This is a genomic window from Cyclobacterium jeungdonense (assembly GCF_010994275.1).
In the GTDB taxonomy this organism is placed as follows: domain Bacteria; phylum Bacteroidota; class Bacteroidia; order Cytophagales; family Cyclobacteriaceae; genus Cyclobacterium; species Cyclobacterium jeungdonense.
In genome coordinates this window covers 244,288-270,670 of the sequence record NZ_WMCD01000002.1, presented here as the reverse complement: position 1 = coordinate 270,670, position 26,383 = coordinate 244,288, and the positions used below count along the sequence as shown (strand labels likewise).

Sequence of the window (26,383 nt, the reverse complement as noted above, 5' to 3'; positions counted from 1 at the left end):
ATGATTCCAATCAAACCCTTATTGACAATCGCCTTCTTTCTTATGAGTGTATGGGTAACTAGTTTGTCGGCCAAAGAAATTCAATGGAAAGAACTGCCTTCCATTCCCGACAAGGAAGGTTATGCAGGGATGTTTGCCGGGGTGAGCAATGGCGTGTTGGTGGTCGCTGGTGGAGCCAATTTTCCTAATAAGAGACCATGGGAGGGAGGAGAGAAAATTTGGTATGATCACATTTATTTATTAGAAAACAAGGATGAAGTATGGCAATTGGCTGAGCAACGCCTTCCACAACCGCTGGCCTATGGCGTTTCGGTCACTTTCAATAACAAAATTTGGGTGATTGGGGGGAATGATGCGCAGGGACATTACGATAAGGTTTACAGTATATCTTATCAAGCTGGTGAAATTGTAATAGACGTAAATTACCCTTCCCTGCCTGTGGCCCTGGCCAACATGGCGGGAGCGGTGGTGGATGGTGTAGTCTATATTCAAGGGGGTCAGGTAAGCCCGGGAGGGGTTGGTGAGGATTCCTTTTACATACTGGATTTGAAGCAACCTCCATCAGAGATGAAATGGGTGGGGGGGCCGGCTTTTCCAGGTACATCAAGGATTCAGGCAGTAGCAGCCGGCCACAACGGAGAATTTTATGTTTTTAGCGGTTTCCATTTGCTGAAAAACGAGGATGGAGGGTTGGACAGGCAGTTGCTGATTGATGCTTATCGGTATTCTCCCGGCGATTCGTCCGTTAACGGGAAATGGGAACAGCTGGAGGATTTACCAAGAGGGGTGGCGGCAGCCCCGTCCCCTGCTTTTAGCATGGGTAATTCCCATATTTTGATTCCCGGGGGATTGGATGAGGAAACTTTGAGGTTTACAGATCCTTCTACTCATCCTGGTTTTTCAGACAAAATGCTGGCCTATCACAGCAAAGCTGAAACATGGGTAGAAATGGGTGATATGCCGGATGGTATTTCAAGGGTGACAGCACCCACGGCTTTTTGGAAGGGTTACTGGATCGTACCTAATGGAGAAAAAGGACCTGGAGTCAGATCGCCCAAGGTTATGGGAATGGAAACCAAAAATGCTTTTGGTTGGGCTAATTGGACTACTTTAGGGATTTACCTTTGCGGTATGTTGGGAATCGGATTTTATTTTTCTAAAAGAGAAAATACGACTGATGAATATTTTCTTGCAGGGGGAAGGATCCCTTGGTGGGCAGCGGGTTTGAGTATCTATGGCACGCAGCTAAGTGCGATCACTTTCATGGCCATACCGGTAATTGTATATGCCACCAATTGGCGTTTGGCGCTGGGTTCGTTTATGATATTCGCCATTGTGCCCATCATCATCAAATATTACCTGCCCTTTTTCCGCAGGCTGAACATCACCACCGCCTACCAATACCTGGAGCTTAGATTCAATATCCATGTCCGGCTACTTGGCAGCGTGACCTTTATTATGTTGCAATTAGCCAGAATGGGGGTGGTGGTCTACCTCCCTGCAATTGCCATTTCATCCGTCACGGGAATGGATATTTTACTTTGCATTGGAATCATGGGCCTCTTTAGTACGGTGTATACTGTAATGGGAGGAATGGAAGCAGTAATCTGGACAGATGTGATTCAGGTTTTGGTATTGCTGGGAGGAGCATTGCTTTCCATTTTTATCGCTATTGCCAATATTGAAGGGGGATTGGGAACAATTTTTCAGGTGGCCACGGAGCACCAGAAATTCAAATTGATCGATTGGTCGTGGGATTATACGCAGTTGGTTTTCTGGGTAGCCATTATCGGATTTTTCTTTTTGAACCTGATTTCTTATACCTCCGATCAGGTGGTCATTCAGCGGTACCTCACCGTTAAAAATGAGGATGAAGCGGCTAAAAGCCTTTGGACGAACGGCATCATCACGTTGCCCGGAATACTATTATTTTTTGGTTTAGGGACGGTGCTTTATGTTTTTTATTATAGTAATCCCGATAAGATTGGAAGCGTCAACCCAGAAGAATTGCTGCCTTATTACATCGTGGCAGAGCTTCCCGTTGGTATAGCAGGACTGGTGATTGCAGGGATATTTGCCGCAAGCATGTCTTCACTGGATAGCAGTATGAACAGTATTTCAACCGCCTATATCACCGATATCCATAAATTTTTCAACGCAAAACTGGGTGATCGGGAATATCTGAAATTGGCGAAAATCACTACGGTAGTGATGGGTGTTTTTGGTACACTTACAGCTATGTGGATAGCCGTATCTGAGGTAGGGTTTATCTTTGACCTTTTCCAAAAACTGCTCGGAATGATTGGCGGTAGCCTTGCTGGGGTCTTTGTGCTGGCCATTTTTAGCCAAAAGGCAAATGCAACAGGTGTGATTATCGGCACCATTTCAGGTGCGTTTTGTACCTTTCTGGTAAGCAGGTTTACCGACATAAACGGCTATTTATATGGAGCTATCGGCGTTTTAAGTTGTGTGCTTATTGGCTATACCTTCAGTCTACTTTTTCCCAAAGGGAAAAGCCAGCCCCAGGGTTTTACCTATAAATCCATTGTAAAAAAATGATTTATTCAAAAAGAAAGTAGCAGGAACTGAAAGGAGAGTTTAGAAAACAGCTGGTTTATTCTTCCTTTACCCCTCGCTTTTATTATTGGGAGGTTTTTTTTGGAGTTGTTCCGTTTTAATATGCAAATCCCGCTGGGGAAAAGGGATTTCAATTTTTTCAGAGGCGAAAGCCTGGTAGATCTCACGAAGAACTTGATTTTTTACCTGTAGCCATTGATCAAAATTGGCCACCCAAAACAATATTCGGAATTCAACAGCACTGTCGCCAAAATTGTGAACGAAAATATTTGATTTAGGGAAAGAAAGAATTCCTTCTTGATCAAGAATTTTATCAATGACTTTATGGACCTTTTCTAGATCCGTACCATAGGCCACTCCTATCATTAGTTCTATCCGCCTGCTTTTATTCGATAAGGTCCAATTTACGAGATGCTGTGAAAGGAGATCTCCGTTTGGAATGATCACTTCAGAACCATCATAGGCCTGAAGGGTACTGGACCGGATTCCTACCTCCTTCACTACTCCAGACCGGTTTCCTACCTCAATGGCGTCACCTACTTGAATGGGGCGCTCAAAGGCAAGGATGATTCCCGAGACAAGATTGTTGACAATGGTTTGTAGTCCAAATCCTATTCCTACACTAAGAGCTCCCAATACAATGGCTACCTTATCCAGGGATAAACCGGAAGCAGCTATTGCCAGGAAAAAGCCAATAGTAAGAATGGCGAGCCGAATAAGCAATATGGAGGAACCCAGGCGTTTATCTCGCTGCTCCAGGTTTTGATTGTCACGAATGGATGCGAAATAGGCAATGTTTTTTGCGAGTACCGAAGATACCCAAATCAACAGAAAAAAGGTTAAGATACTCCCATAAGTAAAACTCGTGTTACCAAATGATCTGTCTTTCTGCAGGAAGGTAATCAATTGATCTCCCAGGGTTTGGTTAAGAGATATATTTACAAGCAGTAAATAAAGCCACATCAGCAAGGCCAAAAAGGAGAAAATCTTCTTTAAGCGACTGTAAATGGCTTGGTAGTTAAGGAAATTGGCATAGTCTTTTTGGTTTTCCTTACTTAATTCGGATTGCAGATAAATTCCTTCCATAACCACCAGGACAAATACATATAGGGATATGCCTTGCATGGTACTGAGTGTGGAGGCAACTCCCAATATTTTCCCCAGGCTAAACCTTCCTATGATATGAAACGCAATAGACATGAGTTGCATTGCAAGGAAAAAATAAATCAGGTAGGGTAAATTTACTGGAAACAAATGCTGTTTTTCTTTGATCAGTTTCAAAAGCTGAATTCCCATAATGATACCCACCATAGAGAAACCCAGCAGGTACCATTTTTCCTGGTGGGCCAATTGGGTAATAAGATTACTAGACCCGAATACCAAAAAGGAGACTACCATTACCGACCATAGGACCATGGAAGGGCGATCGAGGACTATACGAATAAGAAAAGTAGTCACCAAAACGCTACCAAACAAAAAGCTTAGGATCAATAAATAAGGGGGGAAACTAAACAGGTACGGGCCAACCGTCAAAAGAATAAGGGCTGTTCCCAAGAAGGGGGAATACCTCAGGTATTTGCTACGTTGAAGGATAAGGCTGGAAAAATCTTTGGTTTGACTGATTTTTTCAATCATAGTTCGAATCCAGAAGTAAATAAGTAAAAAAGCAGCTATCAAAAAAATAAGCCAACCATACTTGGTTTCCAGATAATGTTTCAAAATCACCCGGTTGAGAATCAGGGTTTCGTGAATAACCTCTGAAAATGGTTTTTCCGAAGCAATGGCATGAGATTGCCAGAGGTAAGGACTGTCTCTTTTCAAAAGATCCCGCCTGAATTCGGCTTGTCGCAAGCGTACCGACTCCAGCAGTTCGTCCAATTGAATTTTTATTCCGGAAAGTTGCGTCTGAATCCGAAGCCCTGCAAATCGCTTTATCCTGTACAGGCTGTCTACGGTATGGAACTTTTTCTCTAGCGCTTCCTTTTGCTGGGAATAGCCCTGCAAAGATTCCGGTTCACCCTTACCTATATCCTCATTTAAAACCTGGTTAATTCTGGTTAGCTTTTCTTCAGCATCAATTAAGTCGGTTGATCTTTTATTGATGCTTTCTTGCCATTTGTTTACTTGTTGGTTATACCCAATAATCAGGTTTTCCAATTCATTCAAAAACCGTAGATTCACTGTGCTTTGCTCCGTCAGGGATTGTTCGCGAATCCGATTGAGTACCATTTCAATGACAGGAAGCTCTTCCTGAAGGAAGGAGGTATCCTGAGCCTGCCGCAACCTTGACTGTATTTCTTGCAAGGTATTCAAGAATTTTTGGTTCTGCTGGATGCGTTGCCCCATACTCAACGGTTCTTTTCCCAGTGAGTCAGTCAGATTGACAGTGTCATTTTTTACTTCCGGGATTAGATCAAGAAGCTGATTACTATTTTGGGAAAAGGCAGAAACCGAACTAATTATACAAAAAAGGCAATAAAAAAGACTGTAGTATACTATCCTCACTTTTTTTGAAGTAGCTGCTAAGATGGAGGTATGCGTGCTCATAAGTTGAATTGAAAGTAGAGCAAAAGGAAAACCGACATATTTTAATTAAAATTAATAGAAAAATATCGGATCAGGTGATTTAATTCAACAAGATTTTTGTTTAGAAGAAGCGCTAAGGGTTTTATCGACTTGAGTAGTTGTCATTTTATTGGTTTCGAACCATTAAGAGAAGAATGTATGTTAATTGCTGTTAAAATCATTTGATTTTAGTGTAGTGGCATTGTTTTGGCAGCAACTAATTGCAAAAAAAGTCGTGTATAATTGATGTAATCTAAAAGAAAGGTATACAATGAATAGAAAACAATTTTTCCTGGGAATGATCCTGGCTTCCCTTATTGGTGGTTTAGTAGCCATATTGGGTGTCAGTTTGTTACAAAACAACCAGGACTCATCCACCAATTTTACAGAAAAACAAGACACAAGTTTCGTTAATTGGTTGGCAGATGACCGATTTGTGATTCCAGAAGGAATCAACTTTGTGGCTTCTGCAGAGCAGGTAACTCCGGCCGTGGTGCACGTAAGAAGTACGGTTACCATGGGTAGTAGAGAAAGTGGCGTGGATCCAATGGAAGAATTCTTCGGATTTCGGTCTCCGAGAGGGGAAGCTCCGCCAAGACAGGGAAGGAGTTCCGGATCCGGAGCCATCATTTCTGAGGATGGATACATCGTGACCAACAATCACGTGATAGAAAATGCATCCAAGGTAGAGGTTACCCTGGAAGACAACAGGCGTTTTACAGCAAGAGTGGTTGGGACGGATCCAACGACTGATTTGGCATTGCTAAAAATAGAAGCAAATAATTTACCATTTATTCCATTTGGTGATTCGGATCAGGCTAAAATAGGCCAGTGGGTATTGGCAGTAGGGAATCCTTACGAGCTGAACTCCACAGTTACTGCCGGGATTGTCAGTGCTAAATCCAGAAATATTGGTATTCTGCGGGACGAGAGTGGCCTCCAGGTAGAATCATTTATTCAAACTGATGCAGCTGTGAATCCGGGAAATTCCGGAGGACCGTTGGTGAATTTGAATGGAGAAATCATCGGTATCAATACGGCCATAGCTTCCAGAACGGGAGGTTTTAGCGGTTATTCCTTTGCAGTTCCTAGCGCGATTGCCAAAAAAGTGATGGATGACTTGCTTGAGTTTGGAACGGTCCAAAGAGGCTTGTTGGGAGTAATCATTATGGATGTTAATGCCGATTTGGAGGAATTCATCGGAGAAGAGGTATCTGTGAATAGAGGAGTTTATATAAGAGAGGTCAACGAAGGCAGCGGGGGAGAAGAAGCCGGGTTGCAAAAAGGCGATATCATTATCGGTGTAGATGGTTTTGATACGTACACTACTTCCGCTCTGCAGGAAAGGGTTGCCAGAAAACGTCCAGGAGATCAGGTGGAAGTAACCTTCTTGAGAGATGGAGAGGAAATGACAACCAAGGCTACCTTGAAAAATATTTCTGGTGATACGAAAGTCGTCATTAAAGAATTACCAAAAACGACCTCGTTTGAAGGAGTGATTTTTGAGGATTTGAATGCGACCATTAAAGAAAGGCTTGAACTGGAAGGCGGAGCATCCATTTCGGTAATTGATAATGAAGCCTGGCGAGAAGCGGGTGTTAATGAAGGATTTATCATTACCAAAATTGGCAGAACCAAAATCCTGAGTGGAGCAGATGTGTTAGAAGCACTCAAAAACTATAAAGGCGAAGAAGTAACCATACTGGGAGTTTATCCCAATGGTCAAAGGTCCTACTACGAGCTGGACTTATAATTATTGAAGCAATAAACATTAAAGAGGCTGTTCTGTAATTCGAACAGCCTTTTTTTTTTTACTTTCAGGAAACCGGATAAAAAGTAACGAAGCATAACAAAAAAAAGCCTCAGAAAGGAGGCTTAATGTGGGAGTTGAGGGATTCGAACCCCCGACCCTCTGCTTGTAAGGCAGATGCTCTGAACCAACTGAGCTAAACTCCCAAAATATCAATAAGTCAATTGGTTTTTCCGGGATTCGAACCCCCCAACCCTTCCGATGGTCATCGGAATGTGCTGAACCAACTAAGCTAAACTCCCAATATATCGTCGTCAAAATAAATCTAAAACGTTTGATTTGGTTTCGTCTAAACCAGATTGGAATGCAAATGTATGTTTAAATTTTTCTGATGCAAAACTTTGAAGCCTTTTTTTGTATTGTCTTTTTATTTTTTACTTAGATTAACAGAAAGGCCTCCTCTGGCCCATCTTCCAGGCATTTGAACGGTACCTGCTTCTATATAGTCGGTGTTGCTTAGATTTGATATTTCTGCAAAGAAACCCACCTTTTTCAGGCGATTGTAATCTAGCCTGATGTCTAAAAGAAAATAGGGGTCCAGTTTCATTCGTTCTATGTAGCGGCTTTTCACTGTTAATTCCAGGCTTTCTTTAAAGGAAGCCTGAAGACTGCCTATTAGCTGATGATTTAGTGCATTTAGGGAGTATTGCGTTTCCTGACCCTCACGTTCCACCAGGTTGGCATCTATGTAATTGTAACTGATTGAGATTTCATCCATTTTAATAGTTCTGTCCTGATCCCCGAAAGAATAATGGAGGCCCGCTTCCAATCCTTGAAAGACGACCTCATTAAAATTTTGGGGTTGCCAGGGTGCGTCAGCGTCTGGTCTGGCCCATTCTATCAGGTTTTTGGTATGCCGATTAAAATAAACCAGTTCAGCCTGAATTCCTTTTTTAAATAGTTTAAGGCCCCCTTCGTAATTCATGGCTTTTTCGGGCTCCAACTTATCGTTACCGATGTTGGTGGGGCCTTGGTAATACAGATCTGTATAAGTGGGGATCCGAAAACTGCTACCAAAATTGGCGTAAGCCCTAATCCATGGTTGGAGTTGGTATCCCACTTCTGCACCCGGGAAATGTTTCCAGCCATATTCAGAGTAGTAATTGGAATAGATCCCGGCTCGGATGTCTCCCTTCTCCGCAAATTCAAGGCGATGTTCAAGGAAAGCACCCATTAGGGTTCTGTCCCTTTCGCCCAGATTATTGCTATCAATACTTTCCTTTCTGCCTTCTAGTCCCAAACCAAGGGTACCCACCGCGAGCTCCCTCCGTGCGTTTATTTCAAGGGCGACCACGTCCGTGGTATGTTGGTTTTTAAAAAAATCAGGTTCGTACCTACGCAACCTGAATTCATCCTGATTTTTTCTCCAGTAGGTACGTGTTTGAACGTAGGTTTTGTCGTTTTCAAAAGTATGGCTTAGGGAAGCCAGGGTAGTTTGAATGCTTTCCCATTGGTCGGGGAAAGAACTGGTATAAAATCCATTTGCACCAAAATCTCTGGTGGCATAGGCAATCATGGTTTTTATTTCCTGGTAAGGAGTTAGTGAAAATCCTCCTTCATAAAAAAGGTTGGTAATCCGGTAATCGGAATTGTACCAATGACCCTCACTTCCATCATGGGAGATTGCCAGACTTTGTTTGTATTTCCCCAGCGGTAGACCGAGTTGAATGGTTCCGCCCCGCATACCAAAATCTCCACCATAAACACTGCCATGGAGATTAAACTTCTCGGGTAGTTCGGTGATGATATTGATAGCTCCGGCATACGCGTTTTGTCCATAAATTCTTGAAGCGGGACCTTTGAGTACGTCGACACGCTGAATTCCTGCTAGCGGAACAGGAATATTGACCATGTGGTGACCGGTCTGGGGATCGGAAAGTTTGATCCCATTGACCATCATCAGGGTTTGTTCAAAGGACCCGCCACGAATGCCGATATCTGCTTGCACACCACTTACTCCTCTTTGCCGGACGTCAACGCCTGGAGTGAAAGAAAGGATTTCTTGAAGGCTCCTTGCGGGAGTGGTTTCGATGGCCTTTCTGTGGATAATATGGATGTTTCGTGAACTTTTGGAAAAGGGAATTTCCATTCGGTTTTCTTTAATAATGACTTCATCCAGAGTGTGGGAAACACTGTCTTCTTGCCCCAGTAGCGGCATGAACGTTCCAGCAAAGACGAACATCAGGAGAAAATATTTCATTGGTAGATTCAGGTTAGGTGGGCCAAAGTACTTTCCTAAAAAGCAAAAATACAAATCAGAAAAAGAAGAAGTTTTAATCCGAGTAAAATATTGAGGTAGTAGGATAGTGAAAAATAGAATAATATATCGAATAAGGTTTTTTTAATACACAAATTGAGGGAAAACCACTTCGTTTCCGATGGATATTTCTTGCGTTGGATCTTTCTCTTTTTCTGCGTAAATCTATTAAATTAGCAAAAAGAAAAATTATGACGAATACGCACTTCGGTAAATGGCTGGTTGTGATAATCCTGTTTTCCGCCAATTTGTTGTCGGCTCAGGAGACCGAAAATAACCAGGAAGATTTCAATGACTTTATGTACAAACGAGGCTCTGCCTACCGCTCGGCATCAGGTGTGCCGGGACCTGAGTACTGGCAGAACGGGGCGGATTACCTGCTTGAAGTTAGCCTGGATGAAACGGAACACGTTCTGGCGGGGAGGGTAGTCATTTCCTATACCAATAATAGCCCGCATTCCCTGCCTTTCATCTGGTTGCATTTGGAGCAGAATCGGTTTAAAGCAGATTCAAGAGGCTCCCTAACTACACCTATTCAAGGAAATCGCTATTCAGGAGATATGGATGGGGGATATGCTATTAGCAATGTATCTGCTCAATTGGACAAAAGGGGAAGCAACCCTTCTTCACGATATCTGATTAATGATACTCGCATGCAGGTTTTTTTCGATGAGCCTATTTCAGCCAATGGAGGAAAAGCCAGCGTTTCCATGAATTTTGAGTTTAAAATACCTGAGAAGGGAATGGACCGGATGGGCCGACTGGCAGTGGAAGACGGCACCATTTATGCCTTGGCACAGTGGTATCCGCGAGTGGCCGTGTTTGACGATGTGGTAGGATGGAATATTGAGCCGTATCTCGGGGCTGGAGAGTTTTACCTTGGATATGGTGATTTTGAGTACAAAGTGACGGTCCCCTACGACCACATTGTGGTAGGTTCCGGAGCACTTCAAAATCCAAAGGAGGTGCTTAGCAATGAATTGCAGGAGCGAATGGAAGCAGCAGGCAATAGCGATACAACGGTTTATTTGGTTCGGCCCGAAGAGATAACTCAACCAGAAATTACCCGTCCTAAGCAAGAAGGAACGAGTACCTGGCATTTTAAGATTGAGAATGCCAGGGATGTGGCATTCGCTTCATCCAAAGCCTTTATCTGGGACGCGTCCATGATTCGCTTACCGAGTGGGAAAAAGGCCATGGCACAAAGCGCTTATCCTAAAGAAAGTGATGGCCAGGAGGCCTGGGGAAGGTCTACTGAATACAGCAAGGCATCCATAGAGCATTATTCTCAAAAATGGTACGAATACCCTTATCCGGTAGCCGTAAACGTGGCTGCCGATATCAATGGGATGGAGTATCCGGGCTTGAACTTTTGCAGTTATAAAAGTACAGAGGGATCTCTTTGGGGAGTGACAGATCATGAATTTGGGCACAACTGGTTCCCCATGATTGTAGGTACGAACGAAAGAAGGTATGCTTGGATGGACGAAGGGTTCAATACCTTTATCAATCATTACAGTTCAGAAGCTTTTAATGATGGAGAATATGGATCCAATTTGGAACAGACCCGTCGTTATGTAAATTGGCTTACCAATCCAGAGAGAGAAGGCATCGACACCTATCCCGATGTGGCCAATACTTCTAATTTAGGCATGATTGCTTATATGAAACCCGCCATGGGGTTGCTCATGCTTCGGGAGTACGTTTTAGGACCGGAGCGGTTTGATAACGCTTTTAAGGCTTATATTGAAGCCTGGGCCTACAAGCACCCACAACCCAGTGATTTTTTTAACATCATGGAAAACGTGGCAGGTGAAAATTTATCCTGGTTTTGGAAATCCTGGTTTTACGGCACCGGCAATATTGATTTGGCCATCGAAAGTGTGGTGTCCTACGGAAACGACCAGGTGATTATCCTTTCAAACAAAGGAGAAGTACCCATGCCTGTAAAACTAGGCTTAACGTACGAAGATGGGTCCAAAGAGACCGTCATGCTCCCTGTCGAAATTTGGCAGCGAGGAGATCGATGGAATTACCAGCACCGATCGGAGAAAAATGTAACGAAAGTAGAGATTGATCCGGATAAATTGCTTCCAGATGTAAATATTGCCAATGATTCCTGGCCAGCGGCTATTTATGAATAGTTTTCCCAACAAATAAAAAAGGCTGAACCATTGTTTGGTTCAGCCTTTTTTATTGAGATTTGATTAGTATTCATCGTTGATTTCAATCCAATATCCATTCGGGTCTTGAATGTAGATTTGCCGAACTCCATCCGGACGAATGTTAATTTTGCCCTTGTTGTCTACGGCATCTTCAAAGGGGATGTTGTGCCGGCCAAGTTTTTCAATAAAACTTTCCAGGTCTTCCACACTAAAGCAAAGATGATTTGTTTTGTCTATTACCGGTTCCTTCCAAGGCTTTTCCCGTTCAATGAGGTGCATGGAGAGCCCATACCCTATGTCATACCAGGCATGAAGTCCGTCTTTAAAAGGCTCCTCAATAGTAGTCAAGCCCACAACCTCTTCGTAAAATTTGCTACTTTCTTTGAGGTCTTTGGCATACACGGCAAAATGATTGATTTTGGTTTGACTGTATGCGTTCATAGAAATGAAAATTAATAAAATGATTACCGAAGCAATACTGCTTTTCTGATTCATGGCTTTTGGGTGTTGTTCAAATTAATGTACAACACCAAATCTAAGAAATAAAAAAAGCCAGGAGGGCAATTCCTGGCTTTTTTTAAATGTTATCCTAGATTATTCGTCGAAAAATGCCAGGTTTTCCGCTTTGTCCAACAATTTAATTGCTTGCTGATAAACTTCGTTGATATCATTGATAACTTTATAAAAGGCATTATCATCGTAGATGTTTCGAGCCATGTGAGCTTTGAGAAGTATTTTCAAATAAACTTTCGATTTATTAAAATCTTTCTCGTTGTAAGTAACATCGTATTTCTCTCCAGTTTTCACCAAGGAATTCAGCATGGCATCCGACACGTTAAAATCGTTGTCGAATTCTTCAAAGGACATGTTCTCGAACGTTCGTTTATTTGTATCCAGGTAATCCAGAATGAACTCTCTCCAGGATTCAGAGCTAAATAATCTACTTACATAAGAACTAGTCATACTGGTGTCCAGCGGGACAAAGTAATCTGGCATGATCCCTCCACCACCGTACACGGTTCTTCCTTTTACTGTCTCGTATTTCAAACTATCGTTAAATTCTATACTATCAGCATTGAAAAATTCTCCATGCTCCAAGCGGTTATAATAATCCATGGCATATTCTTCTTCATCTTCACCATAGGGCTTTTGAATGGATCTGCCCGATGGGGTATAGTATCGGGCTATAGTGAGCCTCAACTCGGCGCCGTCCGACAAATCTATGGGCATCTGCACTAACCCTTTTCCAAAAGTCCTTCGGCCCACAATTAACCCTCTGTCGTTGTCTTGTAAGGCACCGGCAACAATTTCTGAAGCTGAAGCACTTCCTTCGTTTACAAGTACTACCACGGAACCATCTTCAAAGGCTCCGGGTCGTATAGCCCTTGCTTTTTGACTGTAGCGTTTGAGTTTGCCCTCTTGAGATACAATAACTGCATTATCACTTAAGATTTCATCGGCGATGTTAATGGCTGCCCCCATGTATCCTCCGGGGTTGCCCTGAAGGTCCAGAATTAGGCGTTCCATTCCCTCTCCTTTAAGTTCCTGTAAAGCCGATCGGAATTCCTCGTGTGTATTGGCAGCAAATCGAGTTATCTTAATATACCCGGTTTCATTGTCAATCATATAGGAAGCATTGACACTGTATTGAGGGATTTTATCTCTGATAATTTTGTATTCGAGCAGGTCGGATTCGTTTTTCCGTTTGATATCAATCACAACCTCACTCCCTTTAGGACCCCTCAATAGATCGAAAACGTCCCGGTTGGTAACCCCGGTGCCCGCAACCGTTTCACCATCTACTTTTACGATCTGGTCGCCCGGCAATAGGCCGACTTTTTCGGATGGTCCTCCCGTAAGAGGTGAAACAACGTAAATGGTATCTCTTAAAATACCGAATTCGATTCCAATTCCATCAAATTCTCCTTCCAATTGGGATTTGGCTAAAGCGGCATCTTCGGCAGGAATGTAGCTGGAATGTGGGTCCAGCTTTCCCAACATTTTTTCTATGCCAAATTCCACCAACTCGTTGGTGTCCACACTGTCCACGTAATCTCTGTTGATATAGGTAATGATTTCTTGCACCTTGTAAATAGCCGACTTTAAATCATTCCTGTCTGTTTTGGGTTCTGCAAAGGTAGCTCCTATCCAAATTCCTGCTGAAATACCCAGTGCAAGAAATAGGGGAAGTCTGATCTGTGCTTTGGTGTTTTTCTCTATACTCACGTTGTCTCGGTTTTATTTTTACTATGCAAGGAAATGCATCGTTTAATTTAATTGATTTTAATCGAATATACAATTAAACATGCATTGAATGCGTTTCGTTTAAATTAACGCAATTAAATTCAAATCGATGCCGCAACATCCCTTTTTTTACGTTAAATTATTTTAATTTTGTAACCATGCATCCCTTTGAAGACAACCATAAAAAATCCGTAGCGGATCTAGTCAGTGAAAACCACATTCTGGCGGGGGTATTGCATTATTTTGGAATTAGTTTTTTTCAGCATGAAACGCATTCCTTGGAAGAGGCTTGTCAGGCTCATAAAGTAAATCCCGCACAGGTGATAGCAGCCCTGGAAGACTGGGCGTCCAGAAAGGAGCCTACCAAAGAAGAATTATACCTGCACCCCATTGAGCTGGTAGTGGGTTACCTAAAGAAAAAGCACCGGTATTTTGTGCGGCAAGCCCTTCCCTTTTTGTCAAGTATGGTGGACGGGATCGAATTGGCTACGGGACACAAAAACCTGATGACGGACCTAAGGTTGATGTTTCCTCTTTTTGTGGATGATTTTATACACCATATCCACGAAGAAGAAGATACCCTATTCCGGAGAATTGACCTTTTACAGGATATTGATGCTGCTGTATTACCACTTGCAGAGGCCATTCAGGTATTCACCCTGCCTTCAATTGCGATCATGGCCTCTGATCACGAAGCCCATGACGATGAAATGGAGGGTATACGGAAACTCACCAATGATTACCAGATACCTGTTAGTGCTACGGTGTCTTTGAAAGTTCTTTTCCATGAATTGCAGCAGTTGGAAAAAGAGCTGAAAATCCATGCAAAAATTGAAAATGAACTGCTTTTCCCCAAAGCAATTGAGTTGGAAAAAGAAGTTAAGCGTAAAATCACCCTCCAAATTAAAAGTAATTGATGGGCAGGATACTGGCCATAGACTTGGGGACTAAGCGAACAGGTCTTGCCGTTACTGACCCCCTGGGCATGGTTGCCAATCCATTGGAAACTATCCCAACTCATAATTTGTTGGGTTATTTGAAATTATATTTGGAAAAGGAAAAGGTTACAGCCATAGTAATTGGTTTTCCAAAATCGTTGGACGGGAAAGATACCCAAATGACCCAGCCAGTGCTGGCTCTGGAAAAAAAACTAAAACGAAGCTATCCAGCAGTCGAGGTAATCATGGTGGATGAACGCTTCACTTCCAAATTAGCTATGCAAACCATGATTGAAATGGGAAGCAGAAAAAAGGACAGAAGAGAAAAGGCTGGCAATCTGGATAAAATAAGTGCTGCCATTATATTACAAACTTACCTGGAAAAGAAATGATATATCCCATAGTCGCGTATGGAAACCCTATTTTGAAAAGAGAAGCCGAAGAAATTCAGGAAGGTGACGATGTAAAAGGATTAGTCAAAGACATGTTTGAGACCATGGGATTGGCAAGCGGAGTAGGGCTGGCCGCCCCTCAAATAAATAAGGGAATCCGCTTGTTCGTAATCGATAGCAGTTTGATGCTGGATGAGGGTGACACTGAAAAGGGAGTAAGAAAAGCTTTTATTAACCCCATCATTCTGGATGAATACGGTGATAAATATGTTTTTGAAGAAGGATGCCTGAGTATACCTGAAGTACGCGCAGAGATTACTCGTCCCGAAAAATTGACCATTGAGTATTTTGATGAAAACTGGAATCTGAAAGAGGAGGAATTTTCAGGCATGACCGCCCGGGTGATTCAGCACGAATACGATCATCTGGAAGGGATTCTCTTTATTGATTACCTCAAGGGGTTAAAAAAACGGATGGTTAAAGGGAAATTAATGGATATCAGCAAAGGAAAAGTTCCTACTGACTACCGCATGGTCTATCCCGGCTAACAGGCCGTCGTACTTATTTATTAGTAGTGATCCGTTTATGGAAAATATTACCTTAGCTTTATTTCAAACCGAGCTTCATTGGGAAGATTCTGCGGCCAACCTGGCCATGTTTGAGGAGAAAATATGGCGTATGGAGGATAAAGCCGACCTATTGGTCCTTCCCGAAATGTTTACGACAGGCTTTACCATGAATACCGCTAGTCAGGCTGAACCGATGAACTTGCACAGTACCCGGTGGATGCAGCAAATGGCTGGGCAAATGAGTGCAGTAGTTACCGGAAGTATAATTATCAAAGATGGGAAGGACTTTTATAATCGCCTGCTTTGGGTCGAACCCGGTGGAAAAGTATCCTGTTACGATAAAAGACACTTGTTTCGAATGGCTGACGAAGACGACTTTTATTCGATGGGCACCAAAAACGAGTTCTTTTCGCTGAAGGGCTGGAAGATACGCCCGCAGGTTTGTTACGACTTACGATTCCCGGTCTGGTCCCGAAACCAGGCCTCCAAGGAGGGGGTTATGGACTACGATCTGATCTTCTATGTGGCTTCATGGCCTGCTCCCAGGGTTCAGGCATGGGATATTTTGCTGCAAGCCAGAGCGGTGGAAAACCTGTCTTATTGCGTGGGTGTCAATCGTGTCGGTCAGGATGGAAACGGAGTAAATTATTGTGGCCACTCCGCAGCCTATGATTTTAAGGGGAATTGCCTGGCCAGCGGGGGAGAGAAAGAGGGAATTGTTCGAGTTACACTTGAGGGCGACGCGCTTATCGAATACAGAAAGAAATTTCCTGCCTGGAAAGATTCGGATACCTTCATTTTAAAATAATGCCTAACGGCGCAACCACAGCTTTTTGTAAAGCCTTGGATGGTTTGGAGCAACAAATTCCAACATATACAATCCCGGAGGGAAACCCCAGAGTTCAATTTCATTTCTTTCGTTTTCAGTAAGTTCAAAGCCCGATTTTATAAGCTTTCCGTTGCTATCATAGACCGACAAGATTACGTTAGGTTGATTGACAATCAATTGAATCTTTTTTCCATTGCTGGGGTTCGGAAATACCAATGCATCCATACGTTCGGGAAACTCATTATCGGGATTCTGAATCCTGCTTAAATATTCCAGCCCTCCCGCCCGGTTCCCTACGATCAGGTCGGCTTCCTCTCCCAATAGTCCCGGGACAAAACTGAGCCAGGTATTTCTACCGTATCGGGTGTTTTCAAAGGTCTGCTCCTTTACCTGAATGGAAACCGGAGTGATTTCCGGCATTCCTAAAATATCCGCCGCAGCGTACAATACTCCCCGTTGATCAATGGCCACCAAATGGGGCTGGGGACCGGAACTCACAGCTACCGAAAGGTTTCTGCTTACCGGATTATCCGCAAAATTAAGAAACTCCCGCTCCAGTAGTTTTACCTCCGGAACGATGTCACCGGAGATTGAAAACAAAACCAATTCCCCCGTTTGACGGGCCAATAGTAGGTAATTATCCCTCGAATCATGAAACAGGTATACCTGATCTGATCCCCGCAAGGTGAATTCAGGCAATGAAATCTCTATTCTTTCTTCAGGAGAGGAAAAGGGAGAAATCCATAGTTTTTTCTCCGGAATCTGATTGGTATATACTTCTACACTGAGGACATGAAATGCTTTGCCAGAGGCATTGGTGAATTGCTGATACCCCGGTTCCAGGACGGTCGTTTTTGACAATTCCATATGGTCATCGTTAATCAGCCGAAGGGTATTATCTTTCAGCTCAAATTCAAAAATCCGGCCCTGAACGCCTTTATTGGTAAGCAGGTTCGCACCTACATATAAATTTCCCTGTAATCTATTTCCTGTAAAGTAGGGACGAGAATTTTCTCCAAAATCCAACATTTGCTCTTGTAAAAAAGCCGAAGTTTCAACGGGGTCTGACTGGCCAGGTTGAAGCAAATACACGCTTTCCGAAAAATCTGCTCCGCTATTTAGAGCAGGTTCTGAAGAATGACTGGAAACTACCAACTTTTCTTCTAAAGGAAATGCACTATGAAAAATCGGAAATTCAGGTAAAGTGCCAAAATCCGGAAGGGATTTGGAAAAAGTTTCGAAAAGAGGCTCGTTGTCTGTCGCCTTATTTGGAAGAAAATACAGGGTTTGGCACAAATCCTGGCCGATGAGCAAATCTCTGGTCCCATCTTTATTAAAATCCTGATAAAGCAGGGTATGGCCTCCGGAATGCATGGTACGGAGCGAGGTCGGAGGGAAATTCTCAGTGATGGGCTGTCCGCCACAGGTCACTCCAAAACTAATCGCATCACAACCGCAAAACTCAAAATTTCCCCATCGATTTACGGCAGAGGCAAAACCGTCAATCCCCGGTGCTCCGCTGCGCTCTACACTGGAATTTCGGTAATATTCCAGGTAATCCCCGGTAGCAAAATTAAATGTGAGTACATCCAGGTCTCCGTCCCCGTCCAGGTCTTCGATCAGTGGTACATCCAGTATATTTGCCGTCAAATTGGACCCGTTTTCCAGCCTTAGGAACTCTTCAGCCACTTCCCAGTTAGGAAATGGCCCCTCGCCGGTACTAGTGTTTCGGTATGCCTTGATACCAAAGGGAGAACCGGTAAACAAATCTTTTTTCCCGTCTTGGTCAAAGTCTGTCAGCAGCAGAAAGCCATTGACGTCCTCCGGAAAATAGTATTCCGCTCCGCGAAAATACCCGTACCCGGTATCCGTTTTCTCATACGCATGAATTCTCCCCGCATTGATATCCCAAATTACCAATTCTTCCACTCCGTCATCATCCAAATCAAATTGCTGGAATTGCGCGGCGTTGATGCCTCCGGCAAAAGGCATGGTTAGCTCTTCTTCAGCGGTGGAAATAACCCGGATGTTGGAATCTATCTGAAATACATCCTGGGACTGGGTCTTTATTACAAGCCCTATTGCCAGAAAAAGGAGTAGGTACGTTCGACGCATCAAGAGTTTGGTGTCTGTTGGTAGTTTTTAAGCTTGGAGGTGAAAGTAATGGTTTACCAGCCATTATTATAGTTATTTTTGTTCTTTAACGATAAAAATTGAAAACGGATATATTACTTTTGCCTGAAAGGGGAGCTATACATCCCTAATTTTTAGCATTTGGAAGCAAAGAACCAGCAATGGAAAAGATTACACAATTGTACAGCCACTTTCAGGCAGCAAAAGGAGCCTGTACGGATACGCGAAAACTACAAGTAGGGGAACTGTTTTTTGCCCTCAAGGGACCGAATTTTGATGGGAATCGTTACGCAGCAAGGGCTTTGGAGCGTGGCGCCTCTCTGGTGGTCGTAGACGATCCGGAAGTAGTGGCAGGAGAGCAGTATTTTCTGGTAGAAGATGTGCTGAAAGCGCTTCAGGACCTTTCTACTTTTCATAGAAAAAAATTCGATGTGCCCGTCATTGGCCTTACCGGGTCCAATGGAAAAACCACCACCAAAGAATTAATGCAGTCGGTCTTGTCGCGTAAATTTCAGGTACATGCGACAGTGGGCAATCTGAATAACCACATCGGAGTTCCATTGACCTTGTTGGGTATTACAGCTGAAACAGAAATGGCAATCATCGAAATGGGAGCTAATAAACAGGGGGATATAGCAGAACTATGTCAAATCGCTTTGCCAACCCATGGATTGATTACCAATATTGGGAAAGCCCACCTGGAAGGGATGGGAGGCCCGGAAGGTGTTTTGAAGACCAAAACCGAACTTTTCCAGTTTCTTCGGAAATCAGAAGGGACGGTATTTATCAATACAAGACAGCAGGTTTTCTCGCAAATGATCCGACGGTTTAAAGATCCGGTATTATTTCCGGGCACGGATGATTTTTGTTCGGTAACCATGTTGGATGCAGATCCTTACGTGAGGTTTAGCGTTGGAAGGGATTCGCAGTCCTATACTTCCGGTCTGATAGGAAGTTATAATTTTGATAATATAGCAGCCGCCATTTGCGTAGGTACTTTTTTTGGTGTTCCGGCCGAGGAAGCTGCCAAAGCAGCGGCAGGCTATGTCCCTGCCAACATGCGCTCCCAGATTATGGAAAAAAGGAGTAATTGGATTTTTCTGGATGCCTACAATGCTAATCCTTCCAGTATGGAAGAAGCCCTTAAAGCTTTTGAAAAACTGAATAAGCGCCGTTATAAAATGGTAATTCTCGGCGACATGTTAGAGTTGGGCGCCCATACCAGGGAAGAACATGAAAAACTAGGAGAATTGTTGCAAAGGATGCCACTGGATAAGGTCTGCCTGACCGGCGAACAAATACATCATGCCTTACCGAAGGTACCCAAAGCACTGTACTTCCCGGACCCTTTTTCCTTGAGAAATTGGCTTCAGGATTCTTCCCTGGAGGACTATCAGATTCTGATCAAGGGCAGCCGGGGAATGAAACTGGAAATGCTTATGGATTTTATCTAATGTTTCACCAACTTTACCGGTTAAATTTTTGAAGTCTTTCCCTTTTTTCACCAGTTGAGATAAGTCTCCAGGCTCGAAATTACTTTTCTGTAATTCATTTTGAAGGGGAGAAGTTCGATAGTTGGAATTTTAAGGGTTTTTATTTTGACAGGTCACTTTCCCAAAGATTCTTGATGCTTAGTCTTTGAATGGATTATAAAAAAAAGCCCTTGATTGGGTCAAGGGCTTTTGATCAAAGTCGGGAATTTTACACATGAAGTGCCCGGTTATCCGTAGCTGCCAGGCAAGCTTCTCGAAAAGCTTCCGTATAAGTAGGATGGGCGTGGGACATTCGGGAAATGTCTTCAGCAGAGGCCCTGTATTCCATGGCCACCACTGCTTCCGCTATCATATCTGCAGTACGGGGTCCGATCATATGCACCCCTAAAATTTCATCCGTTTCCGCATCTGCCATCACTTTTACAAGCCCGTCGGTATCTCCGCTGGCCCTAGCTCTGCCAGAAGCCATGAAGGGGAATTTTCCGCTTTTATATTTAACACCCTTTTCCTTGAGCTGTTCTTCTGTGTAGCCCACAGAAGCTACTTCCGGCCAGGTGTAAACCACACCGGGGATCAACAAATAATTGATATGCGGCTTTTGACCTGCCAGTTTCTCAGCTACAAAAACGCCCTCTTCTTCTGCTTTGTGGGCAAGCATGGCCCCTTTTACCACATCTCCGATAGCGTAGATGTTGTCTGCCGATGTTTTAAGGTGTTCGTCTACTTCTACCTGACCCTTATCATTCACTTTTACACCGGCAGCTTCTGTATTCAAACCTTCGGTATAGGGTTTCCTTCCGATGGAGACCAGTACATAATCTCCTTTGAGATTCACTGTTTCCTCTTTCGAAGTCTGGGCCGTAACGGTCACTTCTTTGCCCTTTTTTTCTACTCCGGTCACTTTGTGCTTGAGGTAGAATTCCATTCCTAACTTTTTGAGGGATTTTTGGAGTTCTTTGCCCATAGTTTTGTCCATGGTGGGGATAATGCTGTCCAGGTACTCAACAACCGAAACCTTAGCTCCCAGTCTTGCATATACAGAACCCAGTTCCAAACCAATAACGCCTCCTCCAATGATAATCAAATGCTTGGGTACCTCTTTTAGCTCAAGTGCCTCGGTGGACGTGATGATTCTTTCCTTGTCCAGCGAGATGAAAGGCAAGCTGGCAGGCTTGGAGCCGGTAGCGATGAGAATGTTTTTACCTTCAATCTCTTCCTTTTTACCATCCTCTTTGGCGATGCTTACTGTGTTTTTATTTTTAAAAGACCCTAACCCCTGAAAAACATCAATTTTGTTTTTTTTCATCAGGTACTGGATACCTTCCACATTTTGCTTGACAACCTCCCGCTTCCTTTCGATCATTTGTTTGAAGTTCACTTTCAAGTCCTTCAGGTCGATGCCATGATTTTTGAAGGTATGGGCCGCATTGTGGTAATGCTCGGACGAGTCCAGCAAGGCTTTGGATGGGATACAGCCGACGTTCAGACAGGTGCCTCCAAGCGTGGAATATTTTTCGATTATGGCGGTTTTCAGGCCAAGTTGAGCAGCCCTGATAGCAGCTACATAACCACCTGGTCCGGAACCGATTACGATTAAATCATACATACTTGATCGTGGTTTAAGTCCCTGCCTTAACGACGTGTCTGGGCAGGAGTACGTGAGAAAAAGTTAAATACCTAGTAATAATCGGGAAGGATCTTCCAGTAGTTCTTTCACACGCACCAGAAAACTTACCGATTCCCTTCCGTCAATAATTCGATGATCGTATGAGAGAGCCAGGTACATCATGGGAAGAATCTGAACTTCACCATTCACAGCCATTGGTCTTTCCACAATATTATGCATACCCAAAATGGCGGCTTGCGGAGCGTTGATGATTGGTGTGGACATCATGGATCCAAAGATCCCCCCGTTAGTTAAGGTAAAGGTGCCTCCGGTCATTTCATCAATGGTCAGTTTGCCTTCTCTCGCCTTAATCGCCAGTCGTACCACTTCTTTTTCAATCTCTGCAAATGAAAGTTGCTCTGCATTTCGGATCACCGGAACTACCAGCCCTTTGGGGGAGGATACGGCAATGGAAACGTCACAGAAATCATGGTAAATGATTTCATTGCCATCTATTTGAGCATTGACTGCAGGCCATTCCTTCAAGGCGATACATACCGCTTTGGTGAAGAAAGACATGAAGCCCAGATTTACTTCATACCGCTCTTTAAATTTATCTTTATATTGCTTTCGCAGATCCATGATGGGTTTCATGTTTACCTCGTTAAAGGTGGTTAACATGGCCGTTTCATTTTTTACCGAAACCAGGCGCCGGGAGATGGTTTTTCTAAGCGAACTCATTTTCTCCCTCCGGCTATCACGCGTTCCCTTTTTAGCTGACGCAACAGGTGGTTGCTCAGATTTATCCTTTTCAGCTGATGGAGATTTGCCGGGGCTTGGTGTTGCTTTCGGTTTCTCAGCTTTAAGCGCATCGTCTTTGGTGATACGACCATCTTTGCCCGTGCCATTTACTGATTTGGGATCGATGTCTTTTTCGGCCAAAATTTTTGATGCAGCAGGTGAAGCATGGCCGGTGGCATAATTTCCGTCCTTTTTGCCACCAGCATGGTCGGATTCCTGCTTGCTTTTTTCGTGCGTTTTTCCCTCGTCTTCATCAGGAACTCCGTCCGTTACCTCAATTTTACATATCAGTCCCCCTATTTCCAGGGTATCTCCTTCTTTCGCTACCTGCCTTAATATACCGGTTGCTTCTGCCGGGAGTTCAAAGGTAGCTTTATCGGAATCCACTTCAGCGATAATATCGTCAAGGGATACATGATCGCCATCTTCTTTGAGCCAGGTCGCCAGCGTTACCTCGGTAATGGATTCGCCCACTGTGGGGACCTTCATTTCTTTAACTTCCCCGGATTTTTTCGGGCCTTTTTCACTTTTTCCGGAGGGTTTGGTTTCTTCTTCAGCTGGTTTTTGGGATGCAGCGGATTCTGTTCCTTCCGGATCGATTTCACAAATGACTGCTCCTATTTCCAGGGTATCCCCTTCTTCAGCTTTTGTGTGTAGCGTTCCCGCCGCTTCCGCAGTCAACTCAAAAGTAGCTTTGTCAGATTCCAATTCACATAGAACTTCATCCATTTCTACAATATCGCCATCATTTTTAAACCACTGCCCTACAGTAACCTCAGTGATGGATTCGCCCACGGCAGGCACTTTGATTGTTATACTCATCGGTTATTTGATTTTTACCGGATCATGCATAAGTTCCGGTTAGCATTTATCTCGATTAATGTTATAAACTGAAAATGAAAAGGGAAATTAAGAATTAATTTTTAAAGCTTTTTCCAAAATTTGCTTTTGTTCTTCCAGATGGACCTTATGATAGCCGGTAGCGGGAGAAGCACTTGGCTTTCGGGCTATGACATCCATGTTGAGATCTTTAAATAAATTCCTGACAATAAAGGCCCAGTAGCCCATGTTTTCCGGCTCCTCCTGAACCCAAATGGTTTCGGCTTTCTTTCCGTATTTATTTACGGCATCTAATAGCTGGTTTTTGGGAAGTGGGTGGATTTGCTCCAGGCGAATGATAGCCACATCTTCTACCTTTTCTTTTTCCCGCATCTCAATTAGGTCGTAATAGATCTTTCCCGAACAAAGGACGATGCGTTTTACTTTTTTTACATCGACCTGATCGTCTACCAGGACTTCCCGAAATCCACCCTTGGTGAATTCTGCAATCGGGGACATTACTTTAGGATGTCGTAGCAGAGATTTGGGAGACATGACAATGCAGGGCTTTCTGAAATTCCACGCCAGTTGACGTCGCAACAAATGGAAGAAGTTGGAGGGTTCCGTGATATTGGCAACGATTACGTTGTACTCTGCTGCCAACTGAAGAAAACGTTCCGGTCGGGCATTGGAATGTTCCGGACCCTGCCCTTCATACCCATGAGGCAAAAGCATGACCAATCCATTCATTTTTTGCCACTTGGATTCCCCTGAGGTGATGAATTGGTCGATCATGGTTTGGGCACCGTTGGCAAAGTCACCAAACTGGGCTTCCCAGACCGTCAGTGCATTCGGGTTTGCCATGGCATACCCGTATTCAAAGCCCAAAACAGCGTATTCTGATAACAGTGAATTGTAAATGTAAAATTTCCCTTTACTTTCTTTGAGTTCTTTCAGGGAATTATGTGGCTTGTTGGTGTTGGCGTCGTGTACTACCGCATGCCGATGGGAAAAGGTGCCCCGTTGGCAATCCTGACCGGTAATTCGAACGGTTTTGCCATCCAAAAGCAAGGATCCATAGGCTAATAGCTCCGCCGCCGCCCAATTCAGGGTTTTGGTTTGGAAAAACATTTCCTTTCGTTGCTTAAGCTGGGCTTCAATCTGCTTGATGGGTTTAAAGCCTTTTGGCAGATAGGTAAGTGCTTCGGCGACTTTTTCAATATATTCCAGAGGAATGGCCGTTTCCGGGGATTTCTCAAAATCCTCCGGTTTGGCCCTTTCTAACGCTTTCCATGCTTTTTCAAAAGGGGAAAAGGTATAGGGCAAGGGTTTTTCTTTGACCATATTTAATCGATCCTGAAGCAGTTGCCGAAACTCTTTATCCATTTGCTTGGCCAGCTTCGCGTCTACCTGCCCCCTTTCGAGTAAGGTTTTATTATAAATCTCTCTTGGGTTGGGGTGTTTGGAAATCAGATTGTATAATTCCGGCTGCGTAAATTTGGGTTCATCCGATTCGTTGTGACCGTGTCTTCGGTAGCAGACCATGTCTATAAAAATGTCCTGATTGAATTTCTGGCGGAATTCAACAGCAAGTTTGGCAGCATAAACCACCGCTTCCGGATCATCTCCATTCACATGAATGACCGGGGCATCAATGATCTTGGCTACATCCGTACAATAAATGGAACTTCGGGCATCGTCAAAATCCGTCGTAAACCCTACCTGGTTATTGATAACGAAATGTATAGTACCACCGGTATAATAGCCTTTTAGATTCGCCATTTGGGTAACTTCATACACGATTCCTTGTCCAGCTACGGCGGAATCGCCATGAATCAGGATCGGAATCATTTTGTCTTCGTCACCCTGGTAATGGTCGTCGATTTTAGCACGTACAAAGCCTTCTACTACTGGGTTGACCGCTTCCAGGTGGGAGGGGTTTGGCGCCAGTTTCAGGATCATCAGCTTTTCGTTTTTAGCAGGAACCTCGGAAGAAAACCCCATATGGTACTTCACATCCCCATCCCCCATGGTCAGGTCCGGTTTTGCCGTTCCCTCAAATTCCGAGAAGATTTGCTCATAGGTTTTTCCCATGATGTTTGCCAGGACATTCAGACGCCCCCGGTGGGCCATTCCGATCATCACTTCATCCACTCCCAGATCAGCCGCTTTATTGATAAGGGCATCCAAAAAAGGGATGGTGCTCTCTCCACCTTCCAATGAAAATCGCTTTTGTCCCAAATACTTGGTATGGAGAAAATTTTCAAAGACAACAGCCTCATTCAGCTTGGATAAGATTCTCTTTTTATCCTCCAGAGGAGGATTGAATTCCAGGGCTTCCTTTTCTACTTTGATCCGAAACCAATCCAGCATTTCGGGATCGCGTATGTAGAGGTATTCAAACCCCATGGATCCTTCATAGATGATTTTCAGGGATTCAATGATTTTGGATAGCTTGGCATCACCTATACCGATCTCGTTCCCGGCCTGGAATACAGTGTCCAGATCATTCTTATCTAACCCAAAATCATCCAAATCCAAAAGCGCCTTCCGGTCTCTTCTTTCCCTTACCGGATTGGTTTTGGAGCGCAAATGCGCCCGGGAACGGTAGGCATGGATCAGCGCTCTGACTTTTATTTCCTTTGGCAATCGCTCCATGTCCATGATGGTGCCTTTGGTAGCCAGGTTGCCATTAATGGCAGTACTGCTCCCTGCTTCGGCACCACCATTTTCATCTTCCCCGTATTTGTTTATTGCAAATTCAAATCCATCGAAGAATGCCTTCCAACTGCTGTCAACGGATTCTGGGTCCGTTCGGTAATCTTCATAAAGCTCGTCGATATAGGCTACATGGGCATTGGAGATATAAGAATATTTATCCATAGTTTGATATGTTCAGAAATCAAAATTAAGTCATTATGTTATTTAATAAAAACCGCATATGCGGTTATACAAATATTACTGATAATCAGCATTTCCGTTTTTTGGTGTCCATATAATAGTTTGTATTTATAAATATGGTAGTATATCCTTTTTTTCTTATGTCTTTCGTAAAAGTTGATTCTGAATTCCTTGATATCAGGACTAGGATTGAGTCAAAAAAAGATAAGATTTTCAGAAATGGGCTGATTTCGGGGTAATAAACCCGAAGGGGATCGTGGGTCGGGAAATGAATGCCTGGCATC

General features: G+C 43.6%; 16 protein-coding genes and 1 tRNA gene. 8 read left to right on the top strand and 9 right to left on the bottom strand.

The genetic code is table 11. The features are described 5' to 3' along the window. On the top strand, positions 1-2,559 hold the full coding sequence (locus GKS34_RS06200; RefSeq protein WP_163383942.1) for a sodium:solute symporter family protein: 2,559 nt from the start codon (positions 1-3) through the stop codon (positions 2,557-2,559). 66 nt (positions 2,560-2,625) lie between these two features. Here GKS34_RS06200 and GKS34_RS06195 read toward each other — a convergent pair whose 3' ends face one another. Beyond that, positions 2,626-5,124: a mechanosensitive ion channel domain-containing protein gene (locus GKS34_RS06195; protein ID WP_163383941.1), complete on the bottom strand. Its 2,499-nt coding sequence runs from the start codon at positions 5,122-5,124 to the stop codon at positions 2,626-2,628. A 289-nt stretch (positions 5,125-5,413) separates the two neighbouring features. Here GKS34_RS06195 and GKS34_RS06190 point away from each other — a divergent pair, with 289 nt between their 5' ends. Then, complete coding sequence (locus GKS34_RS06190; RefSeq protein ID WP_163383940.1) at positions 5,414-6,895, top strand: Do family serine endopeptidase; 1,482 nt, start codon at positions 5,414-5,416, stop codon at positions 6,893-6,895. A gap of 128 nt (positions 6,896-7,023) precedes the next feature. Here the strand turns inward: GKS34_RS06190 and GKS34_RS06185 are convergent. Together GKS34_RS06185 and GKS34_RS06180 are read right to left on the bottom strand one after the other, a co-directional pair. Then, positions 7,024-7,098 (bottom strand) — tRNA-Val (locus GKS34_RS06185). A gap of 221 nt (positions 7,099-7,319) precedes the next feature. Continuing rightward, on the bottom strand, positions 7,320-9,152 hold the full coding sequence (locus GKS34_RS06180) for a TonB-dependent receptor plug domain-containing protein (RefSeq protein ID WP_163383939.1): 1,833 nt from the start codon (positions 9,150-9,152) through the stop codon (positions 7,320-7,322). A 248-nt stretch (positions 9,153-9,400) separates the two neighbouring features. Between GKS34_RS06180 and GKS34_RS06175 the strand changes: the two genes are divergently transcribed. Continuing rightward, positions 9,401-11,353 (top strand): M1 family metallopeptidase, encoded by a 1,953-nt coding sequence (locus GKS34_RS06175; protein ID WP_163383938.1) that lies wholly within the window; start codon positions 9,401-9,403, stop codon positions 11,351-11,353. Between the two features lie 63 nt (positions 11,354-11,416). Here the strand turns inward: GKS34_RS06175 and GKS34_RS06170 are convergent, their stop codons facing one another. Together GKS34_RS06170 and GKS34_RS06165 are read right to left on the bottom strand one after the other, a co-directional pair. Beyond that, positions 11,417-11,815 (bottom strand): VOC family protein, encoded by a 399-nt coding sequence (locus tag GKS34_RS06170; protein ID WP_163383937.1) that lies wholly within the window; start codon positions 11,813-11,815, stop codon positions 11,417-11,419. A gap of 153 nt (positions 11,816-11,968) precedes the next feature. Then, entirely contained in the window at positions 11,969-13,600 is a 1,632-nt protein-coding gene (locus GKS34_RS06165) for a S41 family peptidase (protein WP_163383936.1), read from the bottom strand. 176 nt (positions 13,601-13,776) lie between these two features. On the opposite strand from GKS34_RS06165, the gene GKS34_RS06160 reads away from it, so the two are divergent. Genes GKS34_RS06160 through GKS34_RS06145 form a run of 4 tightly spaced genes read left to right on the top strand, consistent with a single transcriptional unit; the run spans position 13,777 to position 16,325 of the window. Further along, the gene (locus GKS34_RS06160) at positions 13,777-14,535 is read left to right on the top strand and encodes a hemerythrin domain-containing protein (RefSeq protein WP_163383935.1); all 759 of its coding nucleotides are present in this window, start codon (positions 13,777-13,779) and stop codon (positions 14,533-14,535) included. Next, positions 14,535-14,948 carry a Holliday junction resolvase RuvX gene (gene ruvX / locus GKS34_RS06155; protein WP_163383934.1) on the top strand — a complete coding sequence of 138 codons (414 nt, stop codon included), beginning with the start codon at positions 14,535-14,537 and terminating at the stop codon, positions 14,946-14,948. Before GKS34_RS06160 ends, ruvX begins: the two co-directional genes overlap by 1 nt. Continuing rightward, positions 14,945-15,496, top strand: coding sequence for a peptide deformylase (def, locus tag GKS34_RS06150; RefSeq protein WP_163383933.1), 552 nt, complete (start codon positions 14,945-14,947; stop codon positions 15,494-15,496). Before ruvX ends, def begins: the two co-directional genes overlap by 4 nt. 37 nt (positions 15,497-15,533) lie before the next feature. Further along, positions 15,534-16,325 carry an amidohydrolase gene (locus tag GKS34_RS06145; RefSeq protein WP_163383932.1) on the top strand — a complete coding sequence of 264 codons (792 nt, stop codon included), beginning with the start codon at positions 15,534-15,536 and terminating at the stop codon, positions 16,323-16,325. A gap of 3 nt (positions 16,326-16,328) precedes the next feature. On the opposite strand, the gene GKS34_RS06140 is transcribed toward GKS34_RS06145, so the two are convergent. Beyond that, positions 16,329-18,461: an FG-GAP-like repeat-containing protein gene (locus tag GKS34_RS06140; RefSeq protein WP_163383931.1), complete on the bottom strand. Its 2,133-nt coding sequence runs from the start codon at positions 18,459-18,461 to the stop codon at positions 16,329-16,331. A 179-nt stretch (positions 18,462-18,640) separates the two neighbouring features. On the opposite strand from GKS34_RS06140, the gene GKS34_RS06135 reads away from it, so the two are divergent. Further along, a complete protein-coding gene (locus GKS34_RS06135) occupies positions 18,641-19,933 on the top strand; it encodes a UDP-N-acetylmuramoyl-tripeptide--D-alanyl-D-alanine ligase (protein WP_163383930.1) in 1,293 nt (430 codons plus the stop codon). A 247-nt stretch (positions 19,934-20,180) separates the two neighbouring features. Here the strand turns inward: GKS34_RS06135 and lpdA are convergent, their stop codons facing one another. The 3 genes from lpdA to GKS34_RS06120 all read right to left on the bottom strand — a co-directional run bounded on the left by lpdA (position 20,181) and on the right by GKS34_RS06120 (position 26,081). Beyond that, the gene (gene lpdA, locus GKS34_RS06130; protein ID WP_163383929.1) at positions 20,181-21,578 is read right to left on the bottom strand and encodes a dihydrolipoyl dehydrogenase; all 1,398 of its coding nucleotides are present in this window, start codon (positions 21,576-21,578) and stop codon (positions 20,181-20,183) included. Positions 21,579-21,641: 63 nt separating this feature from the next. After that, positions 21,642-23,201 carry a 2-oxoglutarate dehydrogenase complex dihydrolipoyllysine-residue succinyltransferase gene (gene odhB / locus GKS34_RS06125; protein ID WP_163383928.1) on the bottom strand — a complete coding sequence of 520 codons (1,560 nt, stop codon included), beginning with the start codon at positions 23,199-23,201 and terminating at the stop codon, positions 21,642-21,644. An 87-nt stretch (positions 23,202-23,288) separates the two neighbouring features. Further along, positions 23,289-26,081 (bottom strand): 2-oxoglutarate dehydrogenase E1 component, encoded by a 2,793-nt coding sequence (locus GKS34_RS06120; protein WP_163383927.1) that lies wholly within the window; start codon positions 26,079-26,081, stop codon positions 23,289-23,291. Between the last annotated feature and the right edge of the window lie 302 nt (positions 26,082-26,383).